The sequence below is a fragment of the Acidocella aromatica genome, from assembly GCF_014201825.1.
Taxonomy (GTDB): domain Bacteria; phylum Pseudomonadota; class Alphaproteobacteria; order Acetobacterales; family Acetobacteraceae; genus Acidocella; species Acidocella aromatica.
This window is the reverse complement of the sequence record NZ_JACHFJ010000003.1, coordinates 240,610-263,653: the sequence shown is the minus strand read 5'-3', so window position 1 is coordinate 263,653 and position 23,044 is coordinate 240,610. Positions and strand designations below refer to the sequence as shown.

General features: G+C 66.0%; 21 protein-coding genes, 1 other RNA gene and 1 pseudogene. 16 read left to right on the top strand and 7 right to left on the bottom strand.

All coding sequences use genetic code 11. The features are described 5' to 3' along the window. Nucleotides 1–329 precede the first annotated feature (329 nt). The 3 genes from HNP71_RS05880 to HNP71_RS05870 all read left to right on the top strand — a co-directional run bounded on the left by HNP71_RS05880 (nt 330) and on the right by HNP71_RS05870 (nt 4,569). Entirely contained in the window at nt 330–3,113 is a 2,784-nt protein-coding gene (locus HNP71_RS05880) for an Rne/Rng family ribonuclease (protein ID WP_221246641.1), read from the top strand. A gap of 118 nt (nt 3,114–3,231) precedes the next feature. Beyond that, the gene (locus HNP71_RS05875) at nt 3,232–4,017 is read left to right on the top strand and encodes a Bax inhibitor-1/YccA family protein (RefSeq protein WP_183265945.1); all 786 of its coding nucleotides are present in this window, start codon (nt 3,232–3,234) and stop codon (nt 4,015–4,017) included. Nucleotides 4,018–4,050: 33 nt separating this feature from the next. Beyond that, nucleotides 4,051–4,569: a glycine cleavage system protein R gene (locus HNP71_RS05870; RefSeq protein ID WP_183265944.1), complete on the top strand. Its 519-nt coding sequence runs from the start codon at nt 4,051–4,053 to the stop codon at nt 4,567–4,569. Nucleotides 4,570–4,572: 3 nt separating this feature from the next. Here HNP71_RS05870 and thyX read toward each other — a convergent pair whose 3' ends face one another. Then, entirely contained in the window at nt 4,573–5,478 is a 906-nt protein-coding gene (gene thyX / locus HNP71_RS05865) for an FAD-dependent thymidylate synthase (RefSeq protein ID WP_183265943.1), read from the bottom strand. 20 nt (nt 5,479–5,498) lie between these two features. Here thyX and ssrA point away from each other — a divergent pair. Beyond that, nucleotides 5,499–5,795: a transfer-messenger RNA gene (ssrA, locus tag HNP71_RS05860) on the top strand. 72 nt (nt 5,796–5,867) lie between these two features. Next, nucleotides 5,868–6,167 (top strand): putative quinol monooxygenase, encoded by a 300-nt coding sequence (locus HNP71_RS05855; RefSeq protein WP_183265942.1) that lies wholly within the window; start codon nt 5,868–5,870, stop codon nt 6,165–6,167. A gap of 219 nt (nt 6,168–6,386) precedes the next feature. Here HNP71_RS05855 and ispF read toward each other — a convergent pair. Further along, nucleotides 6,387–6,869 (bottom strand): annotated as a pseudogene (gene ispF, locus HNP71_RS05850) (2-C-methyl-D-erythritol 2,4-cyclodiphosphate synthase); the annotation flags it as partial. Nucleotides 6,870–6,981: 112 nt separating this feature from the next. On the opposite strand from ispF, the gene dusB reads away from it, so the two are divergent. From dusB to HNP71_RS05820, 7 genes are all read left to right on the top strand, one after another. Then, complete coding sequence (gene dusB, locus HNP71_RS05845; protein ID WP_183265941.1) at nt 6,982–8,073, top strand: tRNA dihydrouridine synthase DusB; 1,092 nt, start codon at nt 6,982–6,984, stop codon at nt 8,071–8,073. Next, nucleotides 8,070–9,209 carry a two-component system sensor histidine kinase NtrB gene (locus HNP71_RS05840; protein WP_183265940.1) on the top strand — a complete coding sequence of 380 codons (1,140 nt, stop codon included), beginning with the start codon at nt 8,070–8,072 and terminating at the stop codon, nt 9,207–9,209. Before dusB ends, HNP71_RS05840 begins: the two co-directional genes overlap by 4 nt. Nucleotides 9,210–9,216: 7 nt before the next feature. Continuing rightward, nucleotides 9,217–10,677: a nitrogen regulation protein NR(I) gene (gene ntrC, locus HNP71_RS05835; protein WP_183265939.1), complete on the top strand. Its 1,461-nt coding sequence runs from the start codon at nt 9,217–9,219 to the stop codon at nt 10,675–10,677. A 6-nt stretch (nt 10,678–10,683) separates the two neighbouring features. Beyond that, the gene (locus HNP71_RS14365; RefSeq protein ID WP_343062228.1) at nt 10,684–11,130 is read left to right on the top strand and encodes a hypothetical protein; all 447 of its coding nucleotides are present in this window, start codon (nt 10,684–10,686) and stop codon (nt 11,128–11,130) included. Then, nucleotides 11,021–12,925: a sensor histidine kinase NtrY-like gene (locus HNP71_RS05830; protein ID WP_343062267.1), complete on the top strand. Its 1,905-nt coding sequence runs from the start codon at nt 11,021–11,023 to the stop codon at nt 12,923–12,925. The genes HNP71_RS14365 and HNP71_RS05830 overlap by 110 nt, the downstream gene beginning before the upstream one ends. Beyond that, nucleotides 12,922–14,319 (top strand): nitrogen assimilation response regulator NtrX, encoded by a 1,398-nt coding sequence (ntrX, locus tag HNP71_RS05825; RefSeq protein WP_183265938.1) that lies wholly within the window; start codon nt 12,922–12,924, stop codon nt 14,317–14,319. The genes HNP71_RS05830 and ntrX overlap by 4 nt, the downstream gene beginning before the upstream one ends. 154 nt (nt 14,320–14,473) lie before the next feature. Further along, complete coding sequence (locus tag HNP71_RS05820) at nt 14,474–15,862, top strand: APC family permease (RefSeq protein ID WP_183265937.1); 1,389 nt, start codon at nt 14,474–14,476, stop codon at nt 15,860–15,862. A gap of 55 nt (nt 15,863–15,917) precedes the next feature. Here HNP71_RS05820 and HNP71_RS05815 read toward each other — a convergent pair whose 3' ends face one another. Genes HNP71_RS05815 through HNP71_RS05805 form a run of 3 tightly spaced genes read right to left on the bottom strand, consistent with a single transcriptional unit; the run spans nt 15,918 to nt 19,087 of the window. Further along, nucleotides 15,918–17,366: a sensor histidine kinase gene (locus tag HNP71_RS05815; RefSeq protein WP_246344090.1), complete on the bottom strand. Its 1,449-nt coding sequence runs from the start codon at nt 17,364–17,366 to the stop codon at nt 15,918–15,920. Between the two features lie 21 nt (nt 17,367–17,387). Further along, nucleotides 17,388–18,071 (bottom strand): winged helix-turn-helix domain-containing protein, encoded by a 684-nt coding sequence (locus tag HNP71_RS05810; protein ID WP_183265936.1) that lies wholly within the window; start codon nt 18,069–18,071, stop codon nt 17,388–17,390. 2 nt (nt 18,072–18,073) lie between these two features. Then, on the bottom strand, nt 18,074–19,087 hold the full coding sequence (locus tag HNP71_RS05805) for a trypsin-like peptidase domain-containing protein (RefSeq protein ID WP_183266023.1): 1,014 nt from the start codon (nt 19,085–19,087) through the stop codon (nt 18,074–18,076). A 110-nt stretch (nt 19,088–19,197) separates the two neighbouring features. Here HNP71_RS05805 and HNP71_RS05800 point away from each other — a divergent pair, with 110 nt between their 5' ends. Beyond that, complete coding sequence (locus tag HNP71_RS05800) at nt 19,198–19,512, top strand: DUF883 family protein (protein ID WP_183265935.1); 315 nt, start codon at nt 19,198–19,200, stop codon at nt 19,510–19,512. Nucleotides 19,513–19,514: 2 nt separating this feature from the next. Beyond that, nucleotides 19,515–19,850 (top strand): hypothetical protein, encoded by a 336-nt coding sequence (locus HNP71_RS05795; RefSeq protein WP_183265934.1) that lies wholly within the window; start codon nt 19,515–19,517, stop codon nt 19,848–19,850. A 5-nt stretch (nt 19,851–19,855) separates the two neighbouring features. Here HNP71_RS05795 and HNP71_RS05790 read toward each other — a convergent pair whose 3' ends face one another. Both HNP71_RS05790 and HNP71_RS05785 read right to left on the bottom strand, forming a co-directional pair. After that, nucleotides 19,856–20,863, bottom strand: coding sequence for a dipeptidase (locus HNP71_RS05790; RefSeq protein ID WP_183266022.1), 1,008 nt, complete (start codon nt 20,861–20,863; stop codon nt 19,856–19,858). Then, nucleotides 20,844–21,746, bottom strand: coding sequence for an A/G-specific adenine glycosylase (locus HNP71_RS05785; RefSeq protein ID WP_221246639.1), 903 nt, complete (start codon nt 21,744–21,746; stop codon nt 20,844–20,846). Before HNP71_RS05785 ends, HNP71_RS05790 begins: the two co-directional genes overlap by 20 nt. Nucleotides 21,747–21,847: 101 nt before the next feature. Here HNP71_RS05785 and HNP71_RS05780 point away from each other — a divergent pair, with 101 nt between their 5' ends. Both HNP71_RS05780 and HNP71_RS05775 read left to right on the top strand, forming a co-directional pair. Next, nucleotides 21,848–22,348, top strand: a complete 501-nt coding sequence (locus HNP71_RS05780; protein ID WP_343062222.1) for a DUF721 domain-containing protein — start codon at nt 21,848–21,850, stop codon at nt 22,346–22,348. Between the two features lie 60 nt (nt 22,349–22,408). Further along, a complete protein-coding gene (locus tag HNP71_RS05775; protein ID WP_183265932.1) occupies nt 22,409–23,041 on the top strand; it encodes a DsbA family protein in 633 nt (210 codons plus the stop codon). Nucleotides 23,042–23,044: the final 3 nt, after the last annotated feature.

The window sequence follows — 23,044 nt, the reverse complement described above, 5'->3', positions numbered from 1 at the left end:
TTGCTGATAAACCTCCGGCTGAACAACCCCCTTGCGGGACAAGGGGTTTTCGGTCATCTACAATGACAGGCTTCCGGGCCTGGGTGGAGACTGGCCTTACGCGGCCGGTTCCGCGCTCCGGAGGCTTCGACAAAAAAATACCCATGGCCGTGGCGCACCGCCCCGGCGAGTTCAAGGACCGATGACCGCTCTGCCTACCGAAGTTTCTATTTTCTGCTCGGAAAAGGCGCGGTTCTGGTCTGCATCCCCATTTCTACCCTCATATCGCGCCCTGTCGGCTCTGAGCCTTTCTGCTCGGGCCGGCGATTGCCGCGCGCACCGGAGCTTCTATGACGAAAAGAATGTTAATCGACGCCAGCCACGCGGAAGAAACCCGCGTGGTGGTTCTGGACGGTAACCGGCTTGAAGATTTCGACGTCGAGACCGTCGGCCGCAAGCAGATAAAAGGCAATATCTACCTCGCCAAGGTGATCCGGGTCGAACCCAGCCTGCAGGCTGCCTTTGTTGAATATGGCGGCAACCGCCATGGCTTCCTCGCCTTTGGCGAGATCCACCCGGATTATTACCAGATCCCCATCGCCGACCGCGAGAAGCTGCTCGCCATGCAGGCCGAGGAAGAAGCCGCCCGCGTCGCCGAGGAAGAGGCCGAGGAAGCGGCGCCCGCCGCCACCCTGCCCGCCGAAACCGCCCAGGCGCTTGAAATCAAGCCGATCGAGATCGTCGCCGCCCCGCCGCCCGAGGACGCCGAGCCGCATGGCGAGTTGCTGGAGGAGCCCACCGGCATCGCCGAGGCGCTGAACGAACCCGCCACGGCGGAAGACATCGCCCCGGACGCGGAAGCCCCAGCCAGCGTGGAAACCCTGCCGGAGGAAAACACCCCGATCGAGGCAGCCCCCACCGAGGCCGCGCAGACCGAGGCCGAGTACGCGGAAGCCGCCGAGGGCGGTGCGCCGGAGGCCGTTGTGGAGACGGTCGAGACCACTGACACCGTGGAGACCATCGAGACCGAAACTGGCGCCGAGGCCTCCACCCCCGAGCAGATCGGCGGTGACGGCGACGACGCGGCGGAAGCCCGCGAGCGCCGCATGCGCCAGCGCTTCCTGCGCAACTACAAGATCCAGGACGTGATCCACCGCCGCCAGATCATGCTGGTGCAGGTGGTCAAGGAGGAGCGCGGCAATAAGGGTGCTGCCCTCACCACCTATCTCTCGCTCGCCGGGCGCTTCTCGGTGCTGATGCCCAACTCCCCCACGGGTGGCGGCGTCTCGCGCAAGATTACCTCGCAGGCCGACCGCCGCCGCCTGAAGGAGGCGATGTCCGAACTGGACGTGCCGCAGGGCATGGGGCTTATCGTGCGCACGGCAGGCGCCAACCGCCCGAAGCCCGAAATCAAGCGCGACTGCGAATACCTGCTGCGCCTGTGGGATGACATCCGCGACAAGACGATGGAATCCACCGCCCCGGCGCTGATCTACGAGGAAGCGAACCTCATCAAGCGCGCCATCCGCGACGTTTACACCCGCGATGTCGAGGACATCCTGGTGGACGGCGAGGAAGGCTTCCGCGCGGCGCGCGACTTCATGCGCATGCTGATGCCGAGCCACGCCCGCAAGGTGCAGCTCTGGACGGAAGGCCAGCCGCTCTTCGCCAAGTCCCAGGTCGAGGCGCAGCTGGATGCCATGCTGAACCCGATCGTGCAGCTCCGCTCGGGCGGCTACATCGTCATCAACCAGACGGAAGCGCTGGTCGCCATCGACGTGAACTCCGGTCGCTCCACGCGCGAACGCAGCATCGAGGACACAGCCCTGCGCACCAACCTGGAGGCCGCCGAGGAGGTGGCCAAGCAGCTGCGCATGCGCGACCTCGCCGGGCTGATCGTGATCGACTTCATCGACATGGAGTCCCGCAAGAATAATTCGGCCGTCGAGCGCAAGCTCAAGGACGCGCTGAAGCACGACCGCGCGCGCATCCAGGTGGGCAGCATCAGCCATTTCGGCCTGATGGAAATGTCCCGCCAGCGCCTGCGCCCCTCGCTCACCGAGGCCTCGCTGGTCACCTGCCCGCATTGCGCCGGCATGGGCCATGTGCGCAGCCCCGAGAGTGCGGCACTGCATATCCTGCGCGCCATCGAGGATGAGGGCGCCAAGTTCCGCGCCGCCGAAATCTCCGTTACCCTGCCGCCGGAGATCGCCTTCTACCTCTTCAACCACAAGCGCGAGCGCCTCACGGTCATCGAGGAACGCTACTCGATGCGCGTGATCTTCACGCCGGATTCCACTCTGACCGGCTCGAATTTCCGCATCGACCGGCTGAAGCCGCAGACGGCCCAGCCCCCCGCCCCGGCCCCGGTGCGCCCCGAGCGCCAAATCGCCGCCCCGGTGGAGGAGATCGCCGAGGAGGAAGAGACCGAAGCCGAGACCGAGGCCGACGAGACCAAGTCCGCCGAGAAGGGCGAGAACGGCGACCGCAAGCGCCGCCGCCGCCGCCGCGGCAAGCGCCGCGAGGACCGTGGCACGCTGGAAGAAGCTGGCGCCGAGGAGGAAGCCGCAGCCCCGGTGACCGAGGCTGCGCCGGAAGCAGCGCCGGTGGCCGAGGACCAGCCCACGGAACTGGATCTGGTGCTGGAAGCCGCCCTTGGCGCGCCGCAGGAGGAGCCTGAAGCCCCCGTCCTGGTGACCGAGGAAGCCCCCGCGACCGAGGAAGAGCCCGCGCCCAAGCGCCGCCGCAGCCGAGGCGGCCGCCGCCGCCGCACCGGCGAGGGTGAGGCCACGATCGAGGAAGCCGCTCCCGCGCCGGTCTATGCCGACATCGCGGACATCTTCGAGGCCGCCGAACGCGCCGAGGCGGAAGCCCGCCGTGCCGCCCGCGAGGCCGCCGAAGCCACGCAGCCGCTGCTGACCGAAGAACCGGCCGTGGTGACAGCCGTGGAAGAGGCGCCGAGCCCCGTGGCTGAGGACGCGCAGCGTACGGCGGAACCGGTGGTTGAAGCCCCCGCGCCCGTCCTGGCCGAACCCGCTGAAGCTGAAACTGCCCCGGAACCGGCGGTGAAGCCTATCATCGTGGGCAGCGAGGCCGCGCCGGCGGCGAAGAAAACCGGCTGGTGGCGCCGCTAAGCTTACCATTTGTAACGGGATTGGCGGCAGGAATGCCGCCAATTCACTTGAAAACCAGACGAAACGGAAGAAGTATGACCTTGAGGCCGCAAGGCCCATTCAAGGAGCGATTTCTTCCATGGCATTGAACCCCAATAATTCCTACCGCACGGCGCAGACCGGCTTTTCCGCCTATGGCAGCGCGGCGCTCGATGCCGGCCTGCGCGCCTATATGCTGCGCGTATATAACTGGATGGCTTCCGGCCTGGTGCTGACTGGCCTGGTTGCCTACGCCATCTTCGCCATCCCCGCCCTGCACGCGCTGTTCTACACCACGGCGCAAAACGCCCAGGGCTACACGGTCGAGGTGCCGACCATCCTCTCCTGGATCGCCGTCTTCGCCCCGCTTGCCTTCGTCATGGTGCTCAGCTTCGGGGTGAACAAGCTCTCCACCCAAGCGGCGCAGGCGCTGTTCTGGGTGTTCTGCGGCACCATGGGCGCCAGCCTGAACACCATTTTCATGGTCTATACCTCGACCTCCATTGCCGAGGTCTTCTTCATCACCGCTGGTACCTTCGCCGCCATGAGCCTGTACGGCTACACCACCGGCAAGGATCTCACGAGCTGGGGCAGCTTTTTCATGATGGGCCTGTTCGGCATCATCATCGCCTCCATCGTGAACATCTTCCTGCACTCGGCGGCGATGGCGTTTGTCATCTCGGTCATCGGCGTGCTCGTGTTCGTCGGCCTCATCGCCTACGACACCCAGCGCATCAAGGCCGACTACATCCAGTACGGCAGCGCCTATGGCGTGGAGATGGCCGGCAAGCGCAGCGTGTACGACGCGCTGACCCTGTACCTGAACTTCATCAACCTGTTCCTGTTCCTGCTGCAGCTCTTCGGCCAGCAGCGGGATAACCGCTAACCCCCAGCCCAGACCGGCGCGGAGAACGAGACCATGACCACATCACTCGTACTGACCTTCATCGGTTCCGACCGCCCCGGCTTGGTGAATGCCATTTCCGAGAGGATCGCGGCGGGCGGCGGCAGCTGGCTGGAGAGCCGGCTGGCGCAGCTCGCCGGGCAGTTCGCGGGCATCGTGCTGGTGCGCGTGCCCGCCAATGCCGCCTCCGGCCTCATCGCCGCGCTTTCAGAGCTACAGGCCGACGGGCTGAGCGTCACCGTCACCGAGGGCAGCGAAGCAGCCCCACCCCAGGATTACGAGGCGCTGACGCTGGAAGTGCTGGGGCATGACCGCCCCGGCATCGTCCGCGACGTCACCCAGACCCTGCGCAAGCTCGGCGTAAATATCGAGGAGCTGAGCAGTTCGATCGAAAGCGCGCCCTTCACCGGCGAGGAGATGTTCCGCGCCGTGATCAAGGTGAGTGTGCCCGCGCATGTCGCGGTAGAGGAAGTCCGCCGCAGCCTGGAACGACTGGCGGACGAAATTATGGTGGACCTGAAAGAGGCCGCCTGAGGTTTACTCCCGCCCCAGCGAGGACATGAACTCCGTCCATTCGCGCTTGGACAGGCCCGACGCCTCCTGCGTCACCGCCTCGCCGGTCAGCATCCGCTTCACCAGCTCCAGCATCTTGGCCGAGAAGGTCACCGCTCCCAACCGATAGTCGCGGAACGCGGCGAAGGAGAGCGGCACCCAGGCCTCCACGATCTTCAGCATCTCTTCCGCATAGACGCGGATCTCGTACTGGGCGTGGCTATCCGCGCGCAGGCGCAGGAAGTGGAAGAGATTGTGCAGATCCGTCTTCCAGTACCACTGCGTGTAGGTGTTGAGCGTCAGGTTCATGCGCGCCAGCTCGCGGGCCAGCCCCACATCGTCGCCCAGCATCTCCTCATAATGGCCGTAGGTCGCCTCCGCGTCCTCGCGCAGCAAGTTTAGCACGCGCTCGGCGGTGGCGGGGGCCAGCACCTCGCCCCGCCCCTGCCGGTTATCGGTGGACTGCTTGGCCAGCTTCTCCTGCGCGGGGAGGTAGAAATCCTTGTCCAGAATGGAATAGCGCGCCGAATACTCGTTCACATTGGCAGTGCGGTGGCGGATCCACTGGCGGGCCACGAAGATCGGCAGCTTCACATGGAACTTGATCTCGCACATCTCGAACGGGGTCGAGTGGTAATGGCGCATCAGGTAGCGGATCAGCCCGGCATCCTCCAGCGCCTTGCGCGTGCCGCGCCCGTAGGAGACACGCGCCGCCTGCACCACGGCGGAATCGTCGCCCATATAGTCCACCACGCGGATAAAACCGTGGTCGAGCACGGGAAAAGCGGTGAACAGCAATTCCTCCAACGCCGGTACGGTGGGGCGCAGCGTGCTGTGCGTCTGGGCGCGGGCGGTGGCGATTTCGGCGGTCTGCTCAGGTGTCAGTGTCATATCCGCTCAATAACACCGCCCCCCTTTCGCAGCCAGCGTCCCTCGCCTATATTAGCTCCGTCAGCTTGCTGACTATGGTGATAAACGGTGCGTGGAATAAGCGTTATGGACCCGGGGGCAGTACCCGGCGCCTCCACCATTCATGGGGGCGAAACAGACTCGACATGCGTGGTAAAGACCCATCTTTTGCCCGGCATTGTACCGCCGTCATCGGGCTAATTTTTAAATGCGAACGATAACAACGTTGCATTCGCCGTCGCTGCCTAAAAACAGCTAAGCGCGGTTCGGGGGGTACCGGGCAACAGAAACCCCCCACTTCATTCTCCTTGCACCGGTCAGAATCCACCGGATAGGCTCCCCCCGCCAATAAACCAAAAGGGGAGTTCCTGATGTCATCCACCGCCATTAGCGTCTTCGCCACGCTCACCGCAGCCCCCGGCAAGACCGACGCCCTGCGCGCCGTGCTCACTGCGCTGGTCGCGCCCAGCCGCGCCGAACCCGGCACGCTACAGTACACGCTGCACGAGGCCCTGGAGACTCCAGGCGTGTTCCATGTCTACGAAACCTATAAGGATCAAGCGGCGGTGGACGCGCACATGGCCTCCCCGCATCTGCAAAAGGCCCTGAGCGAGGCCGGACCGCTGCTCGGCGCAGCCCCTTCCATCACCACCGCCAAGCAAATCGCTTGAAAACAAAAAAAAAGGCGGTGCTATAAAGCACCGCCAAGTTTAGGGAGGAAACGTCCAAGAAAAAATAGGAGAGGTAACTCATCCTATGGCCGAGTATATACTTTAGGCCCGCTCACCTGAGGCAGATATGATCACGCAGTGCAGCAATGCCGTTTTGCAGGGCTCGTGTACTTTCGTTCACTAACCATTTCGGCACCGCTTTCAGCCATGCACGATGTTTCAGGGCACCAGCACAATCACGGCGGCCTGCGCCGCGATGCCCTCGCCACGCCCGGTAAAGCCCAGCTTCTCCGTTGTGGTCGCCTTCACCGAGATCAGCCCGACATCCACCCCCAGCAGCTCCGCGAGGCGCGCGCGCATGGCGGGGGCATGCGGGGTGATCTTGGGGCGTTCGCAGATGATGGTGATGTCGGCATTGGCCAACTGGCCGCCGCGCGCGGCGATGCGCTCGGCCGCATGGCGCAGGAACCGGGCGGAATCCGCGTCTTTCCAGTTCTCCTCGGAGGGCGGGAAGTGCCGGCCGATATCGCCTTCCGCCAGCGCGCCGTAAATCGCGTCGCACAGCGCATGGATACCGACATCGGCATCCGAGTGCCCGGCCAAGCCCTTCTCATGTGGCACTTCGATACCGCAAATGATCATCTTGCGGCCCTCCGCCATGGCGTGAACGTCGAAACCGGTGCCGATGCGGGGAATCATGCTGTACTGCTCCATGTTTTACCGGGCCGAGATGTACGGTCTGGCGCCGAACCGTCAACCTTTGTGCGACGTGGTCATTGCAAGTGGCAGCGCCGGACGGTAATTTGCACAAATCATGAGCATTTCCACGCAACCCCTGATCCAGCCGGTCACGCTCGGCACCGGGCCCCGGCAGGTCACGCTGCAACACCCGGTCATCCTGGCGCCGCTCTCCGGCGTTACGGACCTGCCCTTCCGCGCCCTGGTGAAAGAGATGGGTGCCGGGCTGGTGGTTTCGGAAATGATCGCCTCCTGGGCCATGGTACGGGAAAACCGCAATACATTACGCATGGCCGAGGTTGTGGCGGGCGGCGGCCCGTCCTCGGTGCAACTCGCGGGCTGCGAGCCAGAGGCCATGGCCGAAGCGGCGAAGATCGCCGTTGGGCTGGGAGCGGATCTCGTGGACATCAATTTCGGTTGCCCGGTGAAAAAAGTGGCGATCGGCCAGTCGGCCGGCTCCGCCCTGATGCGCGACGAGGTTCTCGCCGGCCGCATCCTGGAGGCCACCGCCCGCGCCGTGGACGTGCCGGTGACCCTGAAGATGCGCATGGGCTGGGACCATAACAGCCTGAACGCCCCCACTCTGGCGCGCATTGCCGAAGAATCCGGCATCACCCTCATCACCGTGCATGGCCGTACCCGCCAGCAATTCTACGAGGGCGTGGCCAACTGGGATTTCGTGCGCTCCGTGAAGGAGGCGGTGAAGCTGCCCGTCATCGTCAATGGCGACATCACCACCGAGGCCAAGGCCGAGGAGGCGCTGCGCCGCTCCGGGGCCGACGGCGTGATGATCGGGCGCGGCTCCTATGGCCGCCCCTGGTTCCTGCAACAGGTCATCGACTATCTCACCACCGGCCAGCTCACCGCCCCGCCGGACCTCGCCACGCAGAAGCAGATCCTGCTGCGCCACTACCGTTCCATCCGCGAGCATTTCGGTGAGAAGGGCGGCGTGCGCCTCGCGCGCAAGCATGTCGCCTGGTACAGCCACGGGCTGCGCGGCTCCGCCGCCTTCCGCGCCGCCATGAACCGGCTGGATAACGGCCCCGCCGTGGAAGCGCTGATCGACGAGTTCTACGACCCGCTGATCGAGCAGGGCTTCGTCCGCCAGGATGAAACCGCCCCCTCTGGCGAGGAAACAGCCGCCTACGCCCAGGCCTGCGCCGCATGAGCGGCCTGCGCAAGGCCTTTGGTCTGGGCAAGCGCGGCGCACAGCCCCGCCCGCCGCTGGACCCCTCGCAGATCCTGGAGACCCTGCCCATCGCCGTGGCGGTGCTGGACGAGCACGACATGTTCGCCGCCCTGAACTACGCGGCGGAGGAGTTCTTCGGCGCCTCCAAGGCCCTGCTGCTGCATACCCCGCTATCCGACATCCTGCCCGCCGACCATCCCATCTTCCTGATGCTGGAGCGCACGCGCGGGGCCGGGGTCAGCATCGCCGAGCATAACCTCACCATCGAGGGCCCGCGCCTCACCCGGCGCGGCTGCTCGGTCCACGCCGCGCCGATGCTCGAAAAGCCCGGCTATGTCGCCCTTACCCTGCAGGACGAATCCGCCGCCCTGGCGCTGGACCAGCAGATGTCCGCCCGCAACGCAGCCCGCAGCATCACAGGCATGGCGGCGATTCTGGCGCATGAGGTGAAGAACCCGCTTTCGGGCATCCGTGGCGCCGCCCAGCTGCTGGAAATGAGCGCCCCGCCGAGCGACCGCGAGCTCGCCGTGCTGATCCGCGACGAGGCCGACCGCATCCGCGCCATGGTGGAGCGCATGGAGACTTTCGGCGAGAAGAAGCTGGAACGCCAGAGCGTGAACATCCACCGCGTGCTGGAGCATGTGCGCAAACTCTCCGGCAGCGGCTTCGCCACACGGATCAAGTTCATCGAGAGCTACGACCCCTCTCTGCCGCATGTGCTGGGCAACCGCGACCAGCTCATTCAGGTCCTGCTCAACCTCATCAAGAACGCCGCCGAGGCCATTGCCGGCGCCGACCGCCAGGATGGCGAGATCCATCTCACCACCGGCTTCCAGCATGGCGTGCGTCTCTCGGCCTCCGCCGGGCGCTCGCGCCCCAACCTACCCATCTTCGTCTCCGTGCGCGATAACGGCCCCGGCATCCCCGAGGATATCCGCCGCCACCTGTTCGAGCCCTTCGTCTCCACCAAGGCGGCGGGGTCAGGCCTTGGCTTGGCGCTGGTCGCCAAGATCGTCGCTGACCATGGCGGGCTGATCGACGTGGATAGCCGCCCGGGCCGCACGGAATTCCGCATCCATCTGCCGGTGTACGAAGACCCGAACGAAAGCACCTGAATAAATCATGACCACTTTGCCGACCATCCTCGTCGCAGACGACGACCGTTCGATCCGCACCGTGCTGACCCAGGCGCTGGGCCGCGCGGGCTATCAGGTGCGCGCCACCTCCTCCGCCGCCACGCTCTGGCGCTGGGTGGAGGATGGCGAAGGCGATGTCGTCATCACCGATGTCATCATGCCCGACGAGAACGGGCTGGACCTGATCCCGCGCATCCGCCGCATCCGCCCGGAGTTGCCGGTAATCGTGATGAGCGCGCAGAGCACGCTCACCACCGCCGTGCAGGCCACACAGCGCGGCGCGTTCGAGTATCTGCCCAAGCCGTTCGACCTCGCCGACCTGCTCGCCGTGGTGGATCGCGCGATGAAGCAGCCCATTTCCCTGGCCGCCCAGGCCAAGGCGGTGGAACCGAGCGAGGAGGAGACGCTGCCGCTGATCGGCCGCTCGCCCGCCATGCAGGAAATCTACCGCATCATCGCCCGACTCACGACCACCGACCTCACCGTGATGATCAACGGCGAATCCGGCGCGGGCAAGGAGCTGGTGGCGCGCGCCCTGCACGATTACGGCCGCCGCCGCCAAGGGCCGTTCGTGGCCATCAACATGGCCGCCATCCCGCGCGAGCTGATCGAGTCCGAGCTGTTCGGGCATGAGCGCGGGGCCTTCACCGGGGCCACCAACCGCCATGTCGGGCGCTTTGAGCAGGCCGCCGGGGGTACGCTGTTCCTGGATGAAATCGGCGACATGCCGCCCGAGGCCCAGACCCGCCTGCTGCGCGTGCTGCAGGAGGGCGAATACACCACCGTGGGCGGCCGCCAGCCGATCCGCGCCAATGCCCGCATCATCGCCGCCACCCACCGCGACCTGCGCGCGCTGATCCGCTCCGGCCAGTTCCGCGAGGATCTGTTCTACCGCCTCAACGTCGTGCCCATCCGCCTGCCGCCCTTGCGCGAGCGGCCGGACGACATCCCCGTCCTGGCCCAGCATTTCCTCAACAAGGCGCAGGCCGAGGGGCTGCCCACCAAGACCATCGACCCCGCCGCCATGGCGCTGCTCTCGGCCTATCGCTGGCCGGGCAATGTGCGCGAGCTGGAGAATCTGATCCGCCGCCTCGCCGCCCTGGTGCCGCAGCCGGTGATCACCGAGGAGATCGTGGCGCAGGAGCTGGCCGATTACAGCGTGGCCGAGGAACCCGCCTCCATTCCCGCCTCCGACGATGCGGACAGCATGACCACCGTGGTCGAACGCCATATCGCCCGGCTGCTGGCAGCCATCCGCGAATCCGGCGAGGAGGGCGTGCTGTACGAGCGCGCCCTGGCCGAGCTGGAACGCCCACTCATCCGCATGACGCTGGCCGAAACCCGCGGCAACCAGATCCGCGCCGCCGCCCTGCTCGGGTTGAACCGCAATACGTTGCGCAAAAAAATCCGCGAGCACGGCATCGGCGTGCAGCGCCGGGTGGGGTGAGCCGCCTTGGCCGCAGCTGAGCCCGAGGCCCCGGGCGGCGACGACATTCCGCCCCGTTCCGGCTGGGCCTATGTAGTGGATCTGATGCTCGGGCGCGTCTCCACGCTCTTGGTTGCATCCACGGCGCTGCTGCTTGGGCTGGCCTCGTTCGGCATATTGGCCGGACGGGTGAAGCTCTCGGTACATTCCGGCGTGGCGGTGGGCATGATCATCGCCGATTTCGCCGCGCTGCTGATGCTCATCGTGGTGCTGGCCGGGCGCGTCACGCGCATCCTGCTGGAGCACCGGCGCGGGGCTGCGGGGGGCGCGGCTGCATGTGCGTCTTGCCCTCCTATTCGGCGGCGTGGCGGCGGTGCCGGCCATCGTGGTGGCGGTGTTCGCCATCGTATTCTTCAATTTCGGCATCCAGGCCTGGTTCAACCAGCGTGTGCAAACGGCACTGGACGAGAGTAATCAGGTCGCCCAGGGCTATCTCGAAGAGCACAACAACGACATCCGGCTCGACGCTTTGGCAATGGCCAACGACCTCTCGCAGGGCGGCTCGGTGTTCTTCGGCAACCCCAATGAGTTCGCCTCCTACCTCGTTACCCAGGCCACGGTGCGGGGGCTGACCCAGGCGGTGATCTTCGAACCGCTGAACGGCGAGATCGTGGCCTCCGCCGGGTTGTTCGCCGGCATGGCGGCCACGGTGCCGGACAACCGCACCATCGCCCAGGCCAGCACCGGGCAGGTGCCGGTGATCAGCCCGCCGGGCACCACGGTGGAGCAGGCGGTCATCAAGCTCGACATGACGCCGCCGATGATGCTGATGATCGAGAAGCCGGTAGACCCCGCGATCCTCGACCATGTGAACAAGACGCAAGAAGCGGTGGCGGAGTATCAGCGCCTGGCCAAGAACCGCGCCAGCCTGGAAGTCTCCTTCGCGCTCATCATCGCGGTGCTGGCGCTGCTGGTGCTCTCGGCTCTCATCGGCTTCGGCCTCGTTATCGCCAACCAGATCGCCAAGCCGATTGGCCATCTCATCCGCGCCGCCGAGAAGGTGCGCGATGGCGACCTCGCCGTGCGCGTGCCTGAAACCGCCACCGGCGACGAAGTGGCCGGGCTCTCCCGCGCCTTCAACCGCATGACCGCCCAGCTCGCCGCCCAGCGCAGCGAGCTGCTGGACGTGAACAACCAGTTGGACGAACGTCGCCGCTTCACCGCCACGGTGCTGGACGGTGTTTCGGCGGGCGTGATCGGGCTGGACAAGAAAGGCCGCGTGGAACTGCCCAACCGTGCCGCTTCTGAATTGCTTCGACTCGACCTCGTACCCCAAATTGGCCGGAATCTGGCCGAGGTTGTGCCCGAATTCGCCCCCCTCATCGCCGCGGTGATGGCCCAGCCCGAACGCCCCGCCACGGCGCAGGTCGAGCATGGCCTCGCCATGCAGAAACGTGTGTTGCTGGTGCGCATCGGCGCGGAGATGAATTCAGGGGTGCCGGATGGGTTTATCGTGACCTTCGACGACGTGACGGAATTGATGGCGGCACAGCGCAAGGCGGCCTGGGCGGATGTCGCCCGGCGCATCGCGCACGAGATCAAGAACCCCCTCACCCCCATCCAGCTCTCGGCTGAGCGGCTCAAGCGCCGCTTCGCCAAGGAGATCACCTCCGACCCCGAGAGCTTCACCCAATGCGCCGAGACCATCGTGCGCCATGTCGGGGATATCGGGCGCATGGTGGACGAGTTCTCCTCCTTCGCCCGCATGCCCGCCCCGGTGATGCACCCCGAATCCCTGGAGCGCATCGCCCGCGAGGCCATGGTGCTGCAACGCGTCGCCCATCCGCAGATCGAGTGGGAGGTCATCATCGAGGAGCCCCTGCGAGCGGTGTGCGACCGGCGTTTGCTTGGCCAGGCGTTGACCAATTTGCTGCAAAACGCGGCGGACGCCGTGGGGATGCGCGAGGGGGCGAAACACGTCTCGCTGCGCCTGCGCGCCGAGGGCCGCATGGCGGTGTTCAGCGTGACAGATGACGGCGTCGGCCTGCCGGATACGGACCACGCCCGGCTGGCTGAACCCTATGTAACCCACAAGCCCAAGGGCACCGGACTCGGCCTTGCCATTGTCGCCAAGATCATGGAGGACCATGGTGGGCGGCTGGAGCTGAAACCTGCCCCTGGCGGGGTTGGGGCGGAAGTGTCGTTGAGCCTGCCAAAGCTAGCCGAAACTGCGGCGATGGATGATGTGAGGGAGTTGCCGGCGGAATGACCGAAATACTGATCGTGGATGACGAGCCGGATATCCGGATGCTGGTCGAAGCGATTCTGCGCGACGAGGGCTACGAAGCCCGCAGCGCCGGAAATTCCGACGATGCCCTGGCCGCCTACCGCGCGCGCCGGCCAAATCTGGTGATCCTCGACGTCTGGCTGCAAGGCTCGAAGCTGGATGGCATCGGCATTCTGGAGGCATTCCACCAAGAGGAGCCGCGCGTGCCGGTGGTGATGATATCGGGGCACGGGACCATCGAAACCGCTGTCGCGGCGATCCAGCGCGGCGCCTACGACTTCATCGAGAAACCCTTCAACTCCGACCGGCTGCTGCTGGTGGTCAAGCGCGCGCTGGAGGCGGCGAAGCTGACCCAGGAGAACGAGGAGCTGAAGCGCCTGCGCTTTGGCGGCGAAAACAACCTGATCGGCGAGGGCAACGGCATTGCGGGCCTGCGCGCGGCCATCGAGAAAGTGGCCCCCACGGGCTCGCGCGTGCTCATCTCCGGCCCGCCAGGTGCGGGCAAGGAGACAGTGGCGCGCATGATCCACGCCAAGTCCCGCCGCGCGGAGGGGCCGTTCGTGGCGCTGAACTGCGCCATCCTGGCGCCTGAGCGGTTCGAGAGCGAGCTGTTCGGCGTGGAGCCGGGTGCTGAAGGCCCCGGCACCCCGCGCAAGCTCGGCGTGCTGGAGCGCGCCCATGGCGGCACGCTGCTGCTGGACGAGGTCTCCGAGCTGCCGCTGGAAACCCAGGGCAAGATCGCCCGCGTGCTGCAGGACCAGAGCTTCGAGCGCGTGGGCGGCACCTCGCGGGTGAAGGTGGATATCCGCGTGCTGGCCACCTCGGCGCGGGATTTGCAGACGAAAATCACCGCCGGGGACTTCCGCGAGGATCTGTATTACCGCCTCGCCGTGGTGCCGCTACGCGTGCCCGCCTTGCGCGAGCGGCGCGAGGACATCCCTACTTTGGCCGAGAGCTTCCTGCGCCACGCGGCCGAGATCTCCGGCCTGCCGCCGCGCTCCTTGGCGTCGGACGCCGTGGCCGCGCTGCAAGCCCATGACTGGCCAGGCAATGTCCGCCAGCTGCACAACATCATGGACTGGCTGATGATCATGCGCTCGAACGAGCCGGGCGAGTACTTCCATGCCGAGCATCTGCCGACGGAGCTTTCCTCCCACGCGCCGCAGGCCCTGGCCATCGACCTGGCGGCGGACGTGCTTTCCCTGCCGCTGCGCGAGGCGCGGGACGTGTTCGAGACCCAGTACCTCCAGGCCCAACTCCTGCGTTTTGGCGGCAATATCTCGCGCACGGCCAATTTCGTCGGCATGGAACGCAGCGCCCTGCACCGCAAGCTCAAGCAGCTTGGCATTGGCGCGGAGGACAAGGTCGGGGTGTGAGCCGCCTGCCGCCTCGCTGCCCATAATTTGCTTGCAAAGAAAACTTATTGCACTAAAAGAAAAATAAATGACGCCGGAGCCGTAACGTGCCGGTGATGTTCAGGGGTTACTTTGCCGGTCCTCGGTGGTTTTTCGCCAGCCACGGGGATTTTTTATGTCTGAGCTACGCAAGGATAGTCTGTCGTTCATAGAGGCACTCGGCCAGTCGGTGGCCAATGTCTCGCCCACGCTCACACCGGCCTTGTCGGTCGCGGTCGTTGCCAGCACGGCGGGCAACGCCTCTTGGTTCGTGTTCATGCTATGCACGGTGGCGCTGTTCATCGTGGCGCTCAACATCTCCAAGCTGGCCGGGCGCATCCCCGCCGCGGGGTCGTTCTTCATCTATGTCTCGCGCAGCCTGGGTCCCGTCTGGGGCGTGCTCTCCGGCTGGGCGATGCTGGCGGCCTATCTCTTCACCGCCATGGCGCTCACCATCGCCACCTCCATCTTCGTGAAGACTTTCTTCAGCTCGCTCGGCATCACCCTCGCCATCCCCAACCTCCTGATGTACCTCATCATCTCGGTGCTGGTCTGGGTATTCGCCACGCGTGACGTGCGCATTTCCTCGCGCATAGGCCTCACGCTGGAGGGGATCTCGATGACCATCATCCTCGGCGTGATCGTCGTCACCCTGGCGCACGCGCATTTCGCCCCGGACACCACGCAGCTCACCCTGAAGGGTGCCAGCTTCGGCGGCATCACCCAGGCCATCGTGTTCGGCATCTTCTCCTTCGTCGGCTTCGAGAGCGCGGCCTCGCTCGGCAAGGAGACCAAGAACCCGGGTGTCACCATTCCCAAGGCGATCATCTGGACGGCCGTTTCCTCCGGCACATTCTTCATCATCTGCGCCTATGCCATCACCCAGGGTTTCGGCGACGATGCCGCCGCGCTGGGCAGCTCCTCCGCCCCCATCGGCGACCTCGCCAGCAAGTCCGGCAAATGGGTCACCGCCGCGGTGTATTTCGGCGCCACCGTGTCCTCCTTCGCCTGCGCGCTGGCCTCCATCAACGCGTTCGGGCGCATGCTGTTCTCGCTCGGGCGCTACCAGTTCGTGCACAACTCCATGGGCTTGGTGCACAAGACACACAAAACCCCGCTGCTGGCGCTCACCGTGGGCGTGGTGCTGAACTTCGCGGTCTGCGCCGTCTTCTCCGGCCAGACTGAGACCAACACCTATGGCTGGTACGGCACGCTGGCCTCCTACGGCTTCATCATCGTGTATCTGCTCTGCTCCATCGCGGCGCCTGTGTTCCTCAAGCGCACCGGCGAGCTGAAGGCCGGCGATCTGGTGGTGGCCGGGCTGGGCGTGGTGTTCATGCTCTTCGCCCTGGGCGGCAGCGTGTATCCGGTGCCGGCAGCCCCGTATAACTACTTCCCCTACGCCTTCGCCGCCTATCTGCTGATCGGCTTCGGCTGGTTCAGCTTCGTCAAGGCCCGCTCGCCGCAAGTGCTGGACGGGATCGAGCGCGACTTGGAAGTGGCTGCCACGGTGATCGAGGCGTAAAACCCCGCTACACGCCACACAAACCGACGGCGCCGGGCAATCGGCGCCGTTTTTTTTATGTCTCGGAAAGCTGCGCCGGAATGGAGAACACGGCGCGCAGGCCGGGGCCGTTATCCTCAAGCTCCAGCGTGCCATTATGCAGCTGCGCCACTGCCGCCACCAGCGCCAGCCCCAACCCCGAGCCCTCGGTATGGCGGGCGATTTCAGCGCGGAAGAAGCGCTCGGTGGCGCGGTTACGGTCGGCTTCGGCAATGCCCGGCCCGCGATCGGCCACCACGATCTCCACCATCGCGCCATTGAGTACGGCGGAGAGGCGGATCACCTCCCCTGGCGGCGAGAACTTCAGCGCGTTGTCGAGCAAATTGGCCACGGCCTGCTGCACCAGGTCGCGGTCGCCGAACACCGGCAGCGGGGCGATGATCCCGGTCTCCAAGTGCAGCCCGCGCTCCTCGGCCACGGCGCGGTAGAGTTCGTCCATGTCCCGCAGCATGGGCGAGAGGTCCACCGTGAGGAACGCGGCGCGGCGTGCCCCGGCATCGATTTCGGCGATACGCAGCAGCGCCTCGAACACCCGCACGATGCCGTCCAGGTCCTGGGTCGCGCGTTCGATGGCATTTTGCATCGCCTCGGGCGAGCTGGCATGGGCGGCGGCGTCTTCCAGCCGGGCGCGGGCACGGGTGATCGGCGTGCGCAGATCATGCGCGATGGCGTTGGAGACCTGCCGCACGCCGTCCATCAGCCGGGTGATGCGGTCGAGCATGTGGTTGATCAGCCCGGCCAGCTCGTCGAACTCGTCCCCCTTGCCGGAGCGCGGCACGCGGCGGGAGAGATCGCCCTGGGCAATGGCGCGGGTGGTGGCGGAGATGTCGCGGATGACCCCGCGGAAGAGGGCGCGGATGAGCAATATGCTGAGCAGCCCAAGCACGAGGATGAGGCTTGCCGCACCGATCATGGCGTCGCGCAGCGTGTCGTGCAGCCCGATCAGGGCGCGGACATCACGCCCCACCAGCAGTTTCTCGCCTGTGGGCAGTTGCAGGGCGCGCAGCAGCGCCATGGATGAGTCGCCACCACGGCGCACGGGGAGCTGGTACCAGCTATCCATCTTCGTCAGCCCGGCGGGCCATTGGTCGAGATTTCCGGCCAGCCGGTTACCGTTGGCGTCCACGAGCAGATAGATCGCATCCGCGTTCTGGCTATTGGCCAGCCGATCTTGCAGGGCCGCCACCACGGACGCCCCGCCGCCGACCTGATCATGCTCGGTCAGCAGGGTGATGTCGTCATGGATGGCGTTCTGCACCTGCCGTTGCAGCAGATCCGCCGTGGAATGCCACAGCGAGAACGCCAGCACGAACGCCGCCAGAGCAAAGACAACGCCATAGCTGAGCGCGAAGCGTATACCCGCCGAGCGGATCAGCGGCTGCGAGCGCTGCCCTTGCCCATTCTCCGTCCGGGGCGTTTCCGGTGTCCGCCTGGCATCCATTGGCAAGGGCTGGCTGGCATCCATGCGGCATTCGGCGCCTGGGCGCTAAGCCTCCTCGGCGCGCAGCATGTAGCCGGCGTTGCGCACCGTGTGCAGCAGCGGCTGCTCGAAGGGCTTGTCTATCTTCTGCCGCAGGCGGGAGATATGCACGTCGATCACGTTGGTCTGCGGGTCGAAATGGTAGTCCCACACGCCTTCCAGCAGCATGGTGCGGGTCACCACCTGCCCGGCATGGCGCATCAGATACTCCAGCAAGCGGAACTCGCGCGGCTGCAGGTCGATCTTCTGTGTACCCCGGCGCACGCTGCGCGAGAGCAGATCCATCTCCAGATCGCTGACCGCAAGCCGTGTGGCCGGGCCATCACCCTTTCCACGCCGGGCCAGCGCCTCAACGCGGGCCAGCAGCTCGGCGAAGGCGAAGGGCTTGGTCAGGTAATCGTCGCCGCCCGCCTTCAGGCCGCGCACGCGGTCATCCACCTGGGTGAGCGCCGAAAGGAACACCACCGGCGTGGTATTGTCCTGCGCGCGCAGGGTTTCCAGCAGGCGCAGCCCGTCTATGCCGCCGGGCAGCATGCGGTCGAGGATGATGGCGTCGAAATTCTCCGACGCGGCAAGGAACAGACCGTCGCGCCCGTTATCGGCGTATTCGACCGCGTGCCCAGCCTCGCGCAGGCCCTTGACCACGAAACCGGCGACGTCCTTGTCGTCTTCAACGACGAGTATGCGCATCTTTACTCCCCGAGCTGAGCCGGGCGGCGGCCAACCACCGCCTGCAAATGGGATATGTGACCATTATTGTTTACTCCAAGCACTACCTTACCGCCCGGTGGCATGGAGGCAATGGCACGTGTCAAAGCCGATGAATCTGAAATGAATTCGTTGTTAACTGAAACCACCACCTCGCCTGGCTCCAGCCCGGCAGTATCGGCGGGGCTGCCGGGCTCCATGGCGGTGATCAGCGCACCCGCCCCGCCATTGGGGGCATCGGCCACCGAAATCCCCAGCCAGCCGCGTACCACCTGGCCGTGGGCGATCAGCGTGGCCACGATGGGAGCCGCCGAATTGCTGGGAATGGCGAAGGCCACCCCGACAGATCCACCCGAAGGCGAAACAATTGCGGAGTTTATGCCGATCACCTCACCCGCCATATCAAAAGCCGGACCGCCGGAATTGCCGGGGTTGATCGGTGCGTCGAGCTGCAAAAAATGTGTGAACGGGCCGTCGCCCACATCCCGGCCTTCAGCGGAGATGATACCCAGCGTGAAAGAATTACCGAGCGCGAAGGGGTTGCCCGCGGCCAGCACCCAGTCCCCCACCCGCACCTTGCCTGAATCCCCCCAGCGGGCGGGATGCAACGGAGAAGATGACGAGATTTTAATGACAGCGATATCCGTCAGGTCATCCGCGCCGACCAACCGGGCGGTGTAATGCGTGCCGTCATCCAGCGTGACGGTAATGTGCGCCGCGCCGGCGATGACATGGTCGTTGGTGACGATCATCCCGTCCGGGCTGATGATGAAGCCCGAACCCGCCGCCTCGGAAAGCTGCGGCTGATGCGCCCCGCTGGCGCTGGAGGGCGGTTTCGCCGTCTGGGCCGTGGCTTCCGTCACCGCGATGCCGACGACACTCGGCGCCACCGCCGCCACCAGCGGGGCCAGCGAATCCGGCATGCCGGAAAAGAACGAGGCCATGGCGGGCATGGGGAAGCCCCCCGCCAGCACCACCACACCCCCGCAAAGCTTCATCCATTGTTGCATGCAAGACCACCCGCGATCAGATAAGCTGATGATAGCGGAATGATGGCGAAATGCTTATAGTGTCCCCATACGCCACTCTTGCCGTAGGAGGCTGGACCATGAGCGCACCCCAGGACAAGCCGAATCACATCGATATCGAGTACCTGAAACAGCAGTTCGAGCATCTCCGGGCCGAAATGGCCGGTGCCCGCGAGCGGCTGAGCGACAATGCCCATGCCGCGCTGGACCGCATCTCCGCCTATCTGGAAAGCTCGGGAATGTCCCCGCGCGTCGAGGAACTTGAGGAGACGCTGAAGGGCAAGGGCAAGGAGGCCATGACCAAGCTGGAGGAGCAGGTCACGCACCGGCCGATCGCCAGCGTGGCGGTGGCCTTTGGCATCGGGCTGCTGGCCGCGCGGCTGCTGCGCCGCTGAATATGCCCATCGCCCGCTACGCCGGCCGGATGGCCAAATCCGCCGCCCTTTGGGGCGCCCTCGCCACCACCACGCTCTGCCTTGTGCTGGCGGGGCTGGGCTTCCTCGCGGCCGGGGGGTTCATCTGGCTTGCTGAACATCTCGGCGCCGCCGCCGCCGCCGCCGCAACCGGCGCGGCGCTGCTGCTTGCCGCCCTCATCATCACCCTGGCGGGCGGGCTGCTGCTGGGGGCACGGCGCAAGCCGCCCGAGCCGAACCCGATGGCGGAGATCGCCGTCGGCTTGGCCGCCGTGGCGCTGGAGGCTTTCGCCAACCGGCGCAAGGCGGCCAAACCCTAGCAGGTTTAGCGGGCGGCGAAGGCCTCGGCCTGACGCAGCAGGCGCAGGAAATTCCCGCCCCAGATCTTTTGCAGTTCCTCTTTCCCATAGCCGCGCCGCGCCAGCTCGGCGGTAAGCACCGGAGCCTGCGAGGCGTTGCGGAAGTCGCGCACCTCGCCGCCGCCATCGAAATCTGTGCCGATGCCGACATGATCGACGCCGATGCGTTTGACCACGTAATCCACATGGTCGGCGATGTCGGCCACCGTCACATCCCCTGTCCGCGCCTTGGCCTTCAGGAAGGAGGAGACGATGGTGATCTGCACCAGCCCGCCGGTCGCGCCCAGCGCGTCGAGCTGCTCGTCGTCCAGGTTGCGCTTATGGTCGCACAAAGCGCGCACCGAGGAATGCGAGGCGAACACCGGCACGCGCGAGCGCTCCAGCGCCTGGAGCATGGTGGTCTTGGAAGTGTGGGAGATGTCCACGAGAATGCCCAGCTCGTTCATCCGGTCCACCACCGACTGCCCGAAATCCGACAGCCCGCCGTAGAGCGTCTGCGGGTCGTCCAAGCTAGGCAGCGGAATGGCGGCATCCGCAATGGCGTTATGGCCGTTATGGGTAAGCGTGATGTAGCGCACCCCGCGCCGGGCGAAATCGTCGAGATTGGCGAGATCCGTGCCCACGGCGTAGCCGTTCTCAATGACCGGGACGATGCCTGGCTTACCGGCGGCATAAGCGGCCTCGATGGCGTCTGCCGTAATCGCCAGCACCCCGCCCGAGCCATCGGCCGGGGCCATCGCGGCGATATCGTCCAGCATGGCGCGGGCGCGGACGGTGGCGGCCTCATGGCCCTCGGCGTCGCGTTTGCCCTGCGGCACATAGGCCACGAAGCAGGTGGCGGCGATCCGGCCCTTGCGCATCTTAGGCAGGTCCACGCAGCGCGGACCGTCCTCGAACACCGAAGGGCCGGGCGGCCAGGGGATGTCTACATGCGTGTCGATGGCCAGGATGCCATCATGCGGATCGTTTATCATTGCTCTCAAGGTTGAGCGCCCGGCGGCCCGCGTCAAGCGCCTTGCGCATCACGCTTGGTAACTGGGCGGTGTCGGCGGGGGCTGAGAGCGCACCCGCGGGCAGGCGCGCCCGCCGCGCGGCCAGCACACTCAGCGTCAGGGTGAAATGCGTGAACACATGCTCCACCGCCCCGGCCTCGCGCCAATCGGCCTTTGCGGGCGGCTCCTCGGGCAGCGCCAGCATGCCGCCCAGCAGCCCCTTAGGCGGACGGCGGAGCAGAAACACGTTGTTTTCGGCGTCCAACAGCACATAGGCGGTGCCGGTGCGGCGCGGGCGCTCGGGCTTTTTGGCGCGGGCCGGCAGGCTGGCGGCAACCCCCTGGGCATGGGCGCGGCAATGCGCCTTCCAGGGGCAGCGCGGGCAGTCGGGCGATTTCGGGGTGCAGATTGTCGCGCCCAAATCGAACAGCGCCTGGGCGAAATCGCCAGGGGCTTTCCGCGCGGCCTTGTCGGCGATGAAGGCCTGCGCCGCCGCCGCAATCTCCGGCTTGCCCACGGGCATCGGCGCGGGGATGGCAAAGATCCGCGCCGCCACGCGCTCCACATTGCCATCCACCGGCAGCACCGGCAGCCCGAAGGCGATGGCCCCCACCGCATTGGCCGTATAGGGGCCGATTCCCGGCAGCGCCCGCAACCCCTCTATGGTTCGCGGAAACCCGCCCAAAGCCGCCACCTCCTGCGCGCATTTGTGCAGGTTACGGGCACGGGCGTAATAGCCCAGCCCCGCCCAATGGCCACACACCTCCTCCACGCTCGCGGCGGCCAAATCCTCGATGCGCGGATACGCCGCCAGAAATTTGGCGTAATAGGGGCGCACCGTGGCCACCACGGTCTGTTGCAGCATAATCTCGGAGAGCCAGACATGGTAAGGGTCTGCCGCCTCGCCCGGGGCGGCGCGCCAGGGTAGATGGCGGCGGTGTTGCGCGTACCACGAGAGGAGTTGCCGTGCCGGCGGAGAAGCAGACGCAGACGAGGAAGAAAAATGTCGCACGGCTTCCGGTTTTGCCGCCGCCCGAGGCGCCGCGCAACTTCGCCCCGCGCGGCATTGCCGCGCTCATCGCCCCCATCACCCGCCCGATCTTCCGCCGCCGCGCCCCCGCCGCCGCGCAATTGCTGGCCGACTGGCCGCAGCTAGCGGGGCCGGAGCTCGCCAACCGCGCCGTGCCGGTGAAATTCGCGGGCGGCACACTCACGCTGGGCTGCACCGGCCCCGTGGCGATGGAGCTGCAAATGCTCGAGTCGCAGATCATCGCCCGGCTGAACCTCGGCCTGGGCCATGCGTCCGTGGAGCGGCTGCGCTTCGTGCAGCAATCGCCGCGCCTGCCCACGCCGCCGCCCGCCCGCCGCGCCCCGCCCGCCAACATCCCGCCGCCGCCCGGCCTGCCAGAGGGCGAGCTTGGCGAGGCCCTGGCTAAACTGTACCGGGGCCTAAAAAGCCGTGGATAACTCGGGATCGCCGTTAGACTCCGCCGCCTAAACCGGACTACACCATATATAGGAGAAAACATGCAGATTACGCGCCGTTCAGCACTAGCCCTAGTGGGAACCTCGGTCCTCGCCGCCCCCTCTCTTGCCCGCGCCCAGAATTCTTCGGCGCCGCAAACCGTCGCGCCGCCCTACACGCAGCGCTCGCTCGGCTCGCCCAAGGCGCCGGTCACGGTGCAGGAGTATTTCTCCCTCACCTGCACCCATTGCGCCCAATTCGCCACGGTGACGATGCCTCAGGTGAAAAAAAACCTCATCGACACCGGCAAGGTACAGTTCATCTATCACGACTTCCCGCTCGACCAAGTGGCGCTGAAGGCCGCGCAGGTCTCGCGCTATTTGCCTGAAAAGCAGTATTACCCGTTCATCGAGGCCCTGTTCGCCAGCCAGGATGACTGGGCCTTCAAGCCGAACGAGGATTACCATGCCTCGATCTTCAAATACGCGGCGCTGGCGGGCATGGACCAGGCCACCTTCGAAACCGCCTGGAACGACGACAAGCTGGCCCAGTTCATCCTGACCGGGCAGCAAGAGGCGGAGAAGATGTACAACATCAGCGCCACCCCTACCTTCATCATCAACGGCAAGCCCTATCCCGGCGCGATGGAGTATAACGACTTCGCCGCCGCCGTGGCTTCCGCCGCCAAGGGCTGAGCG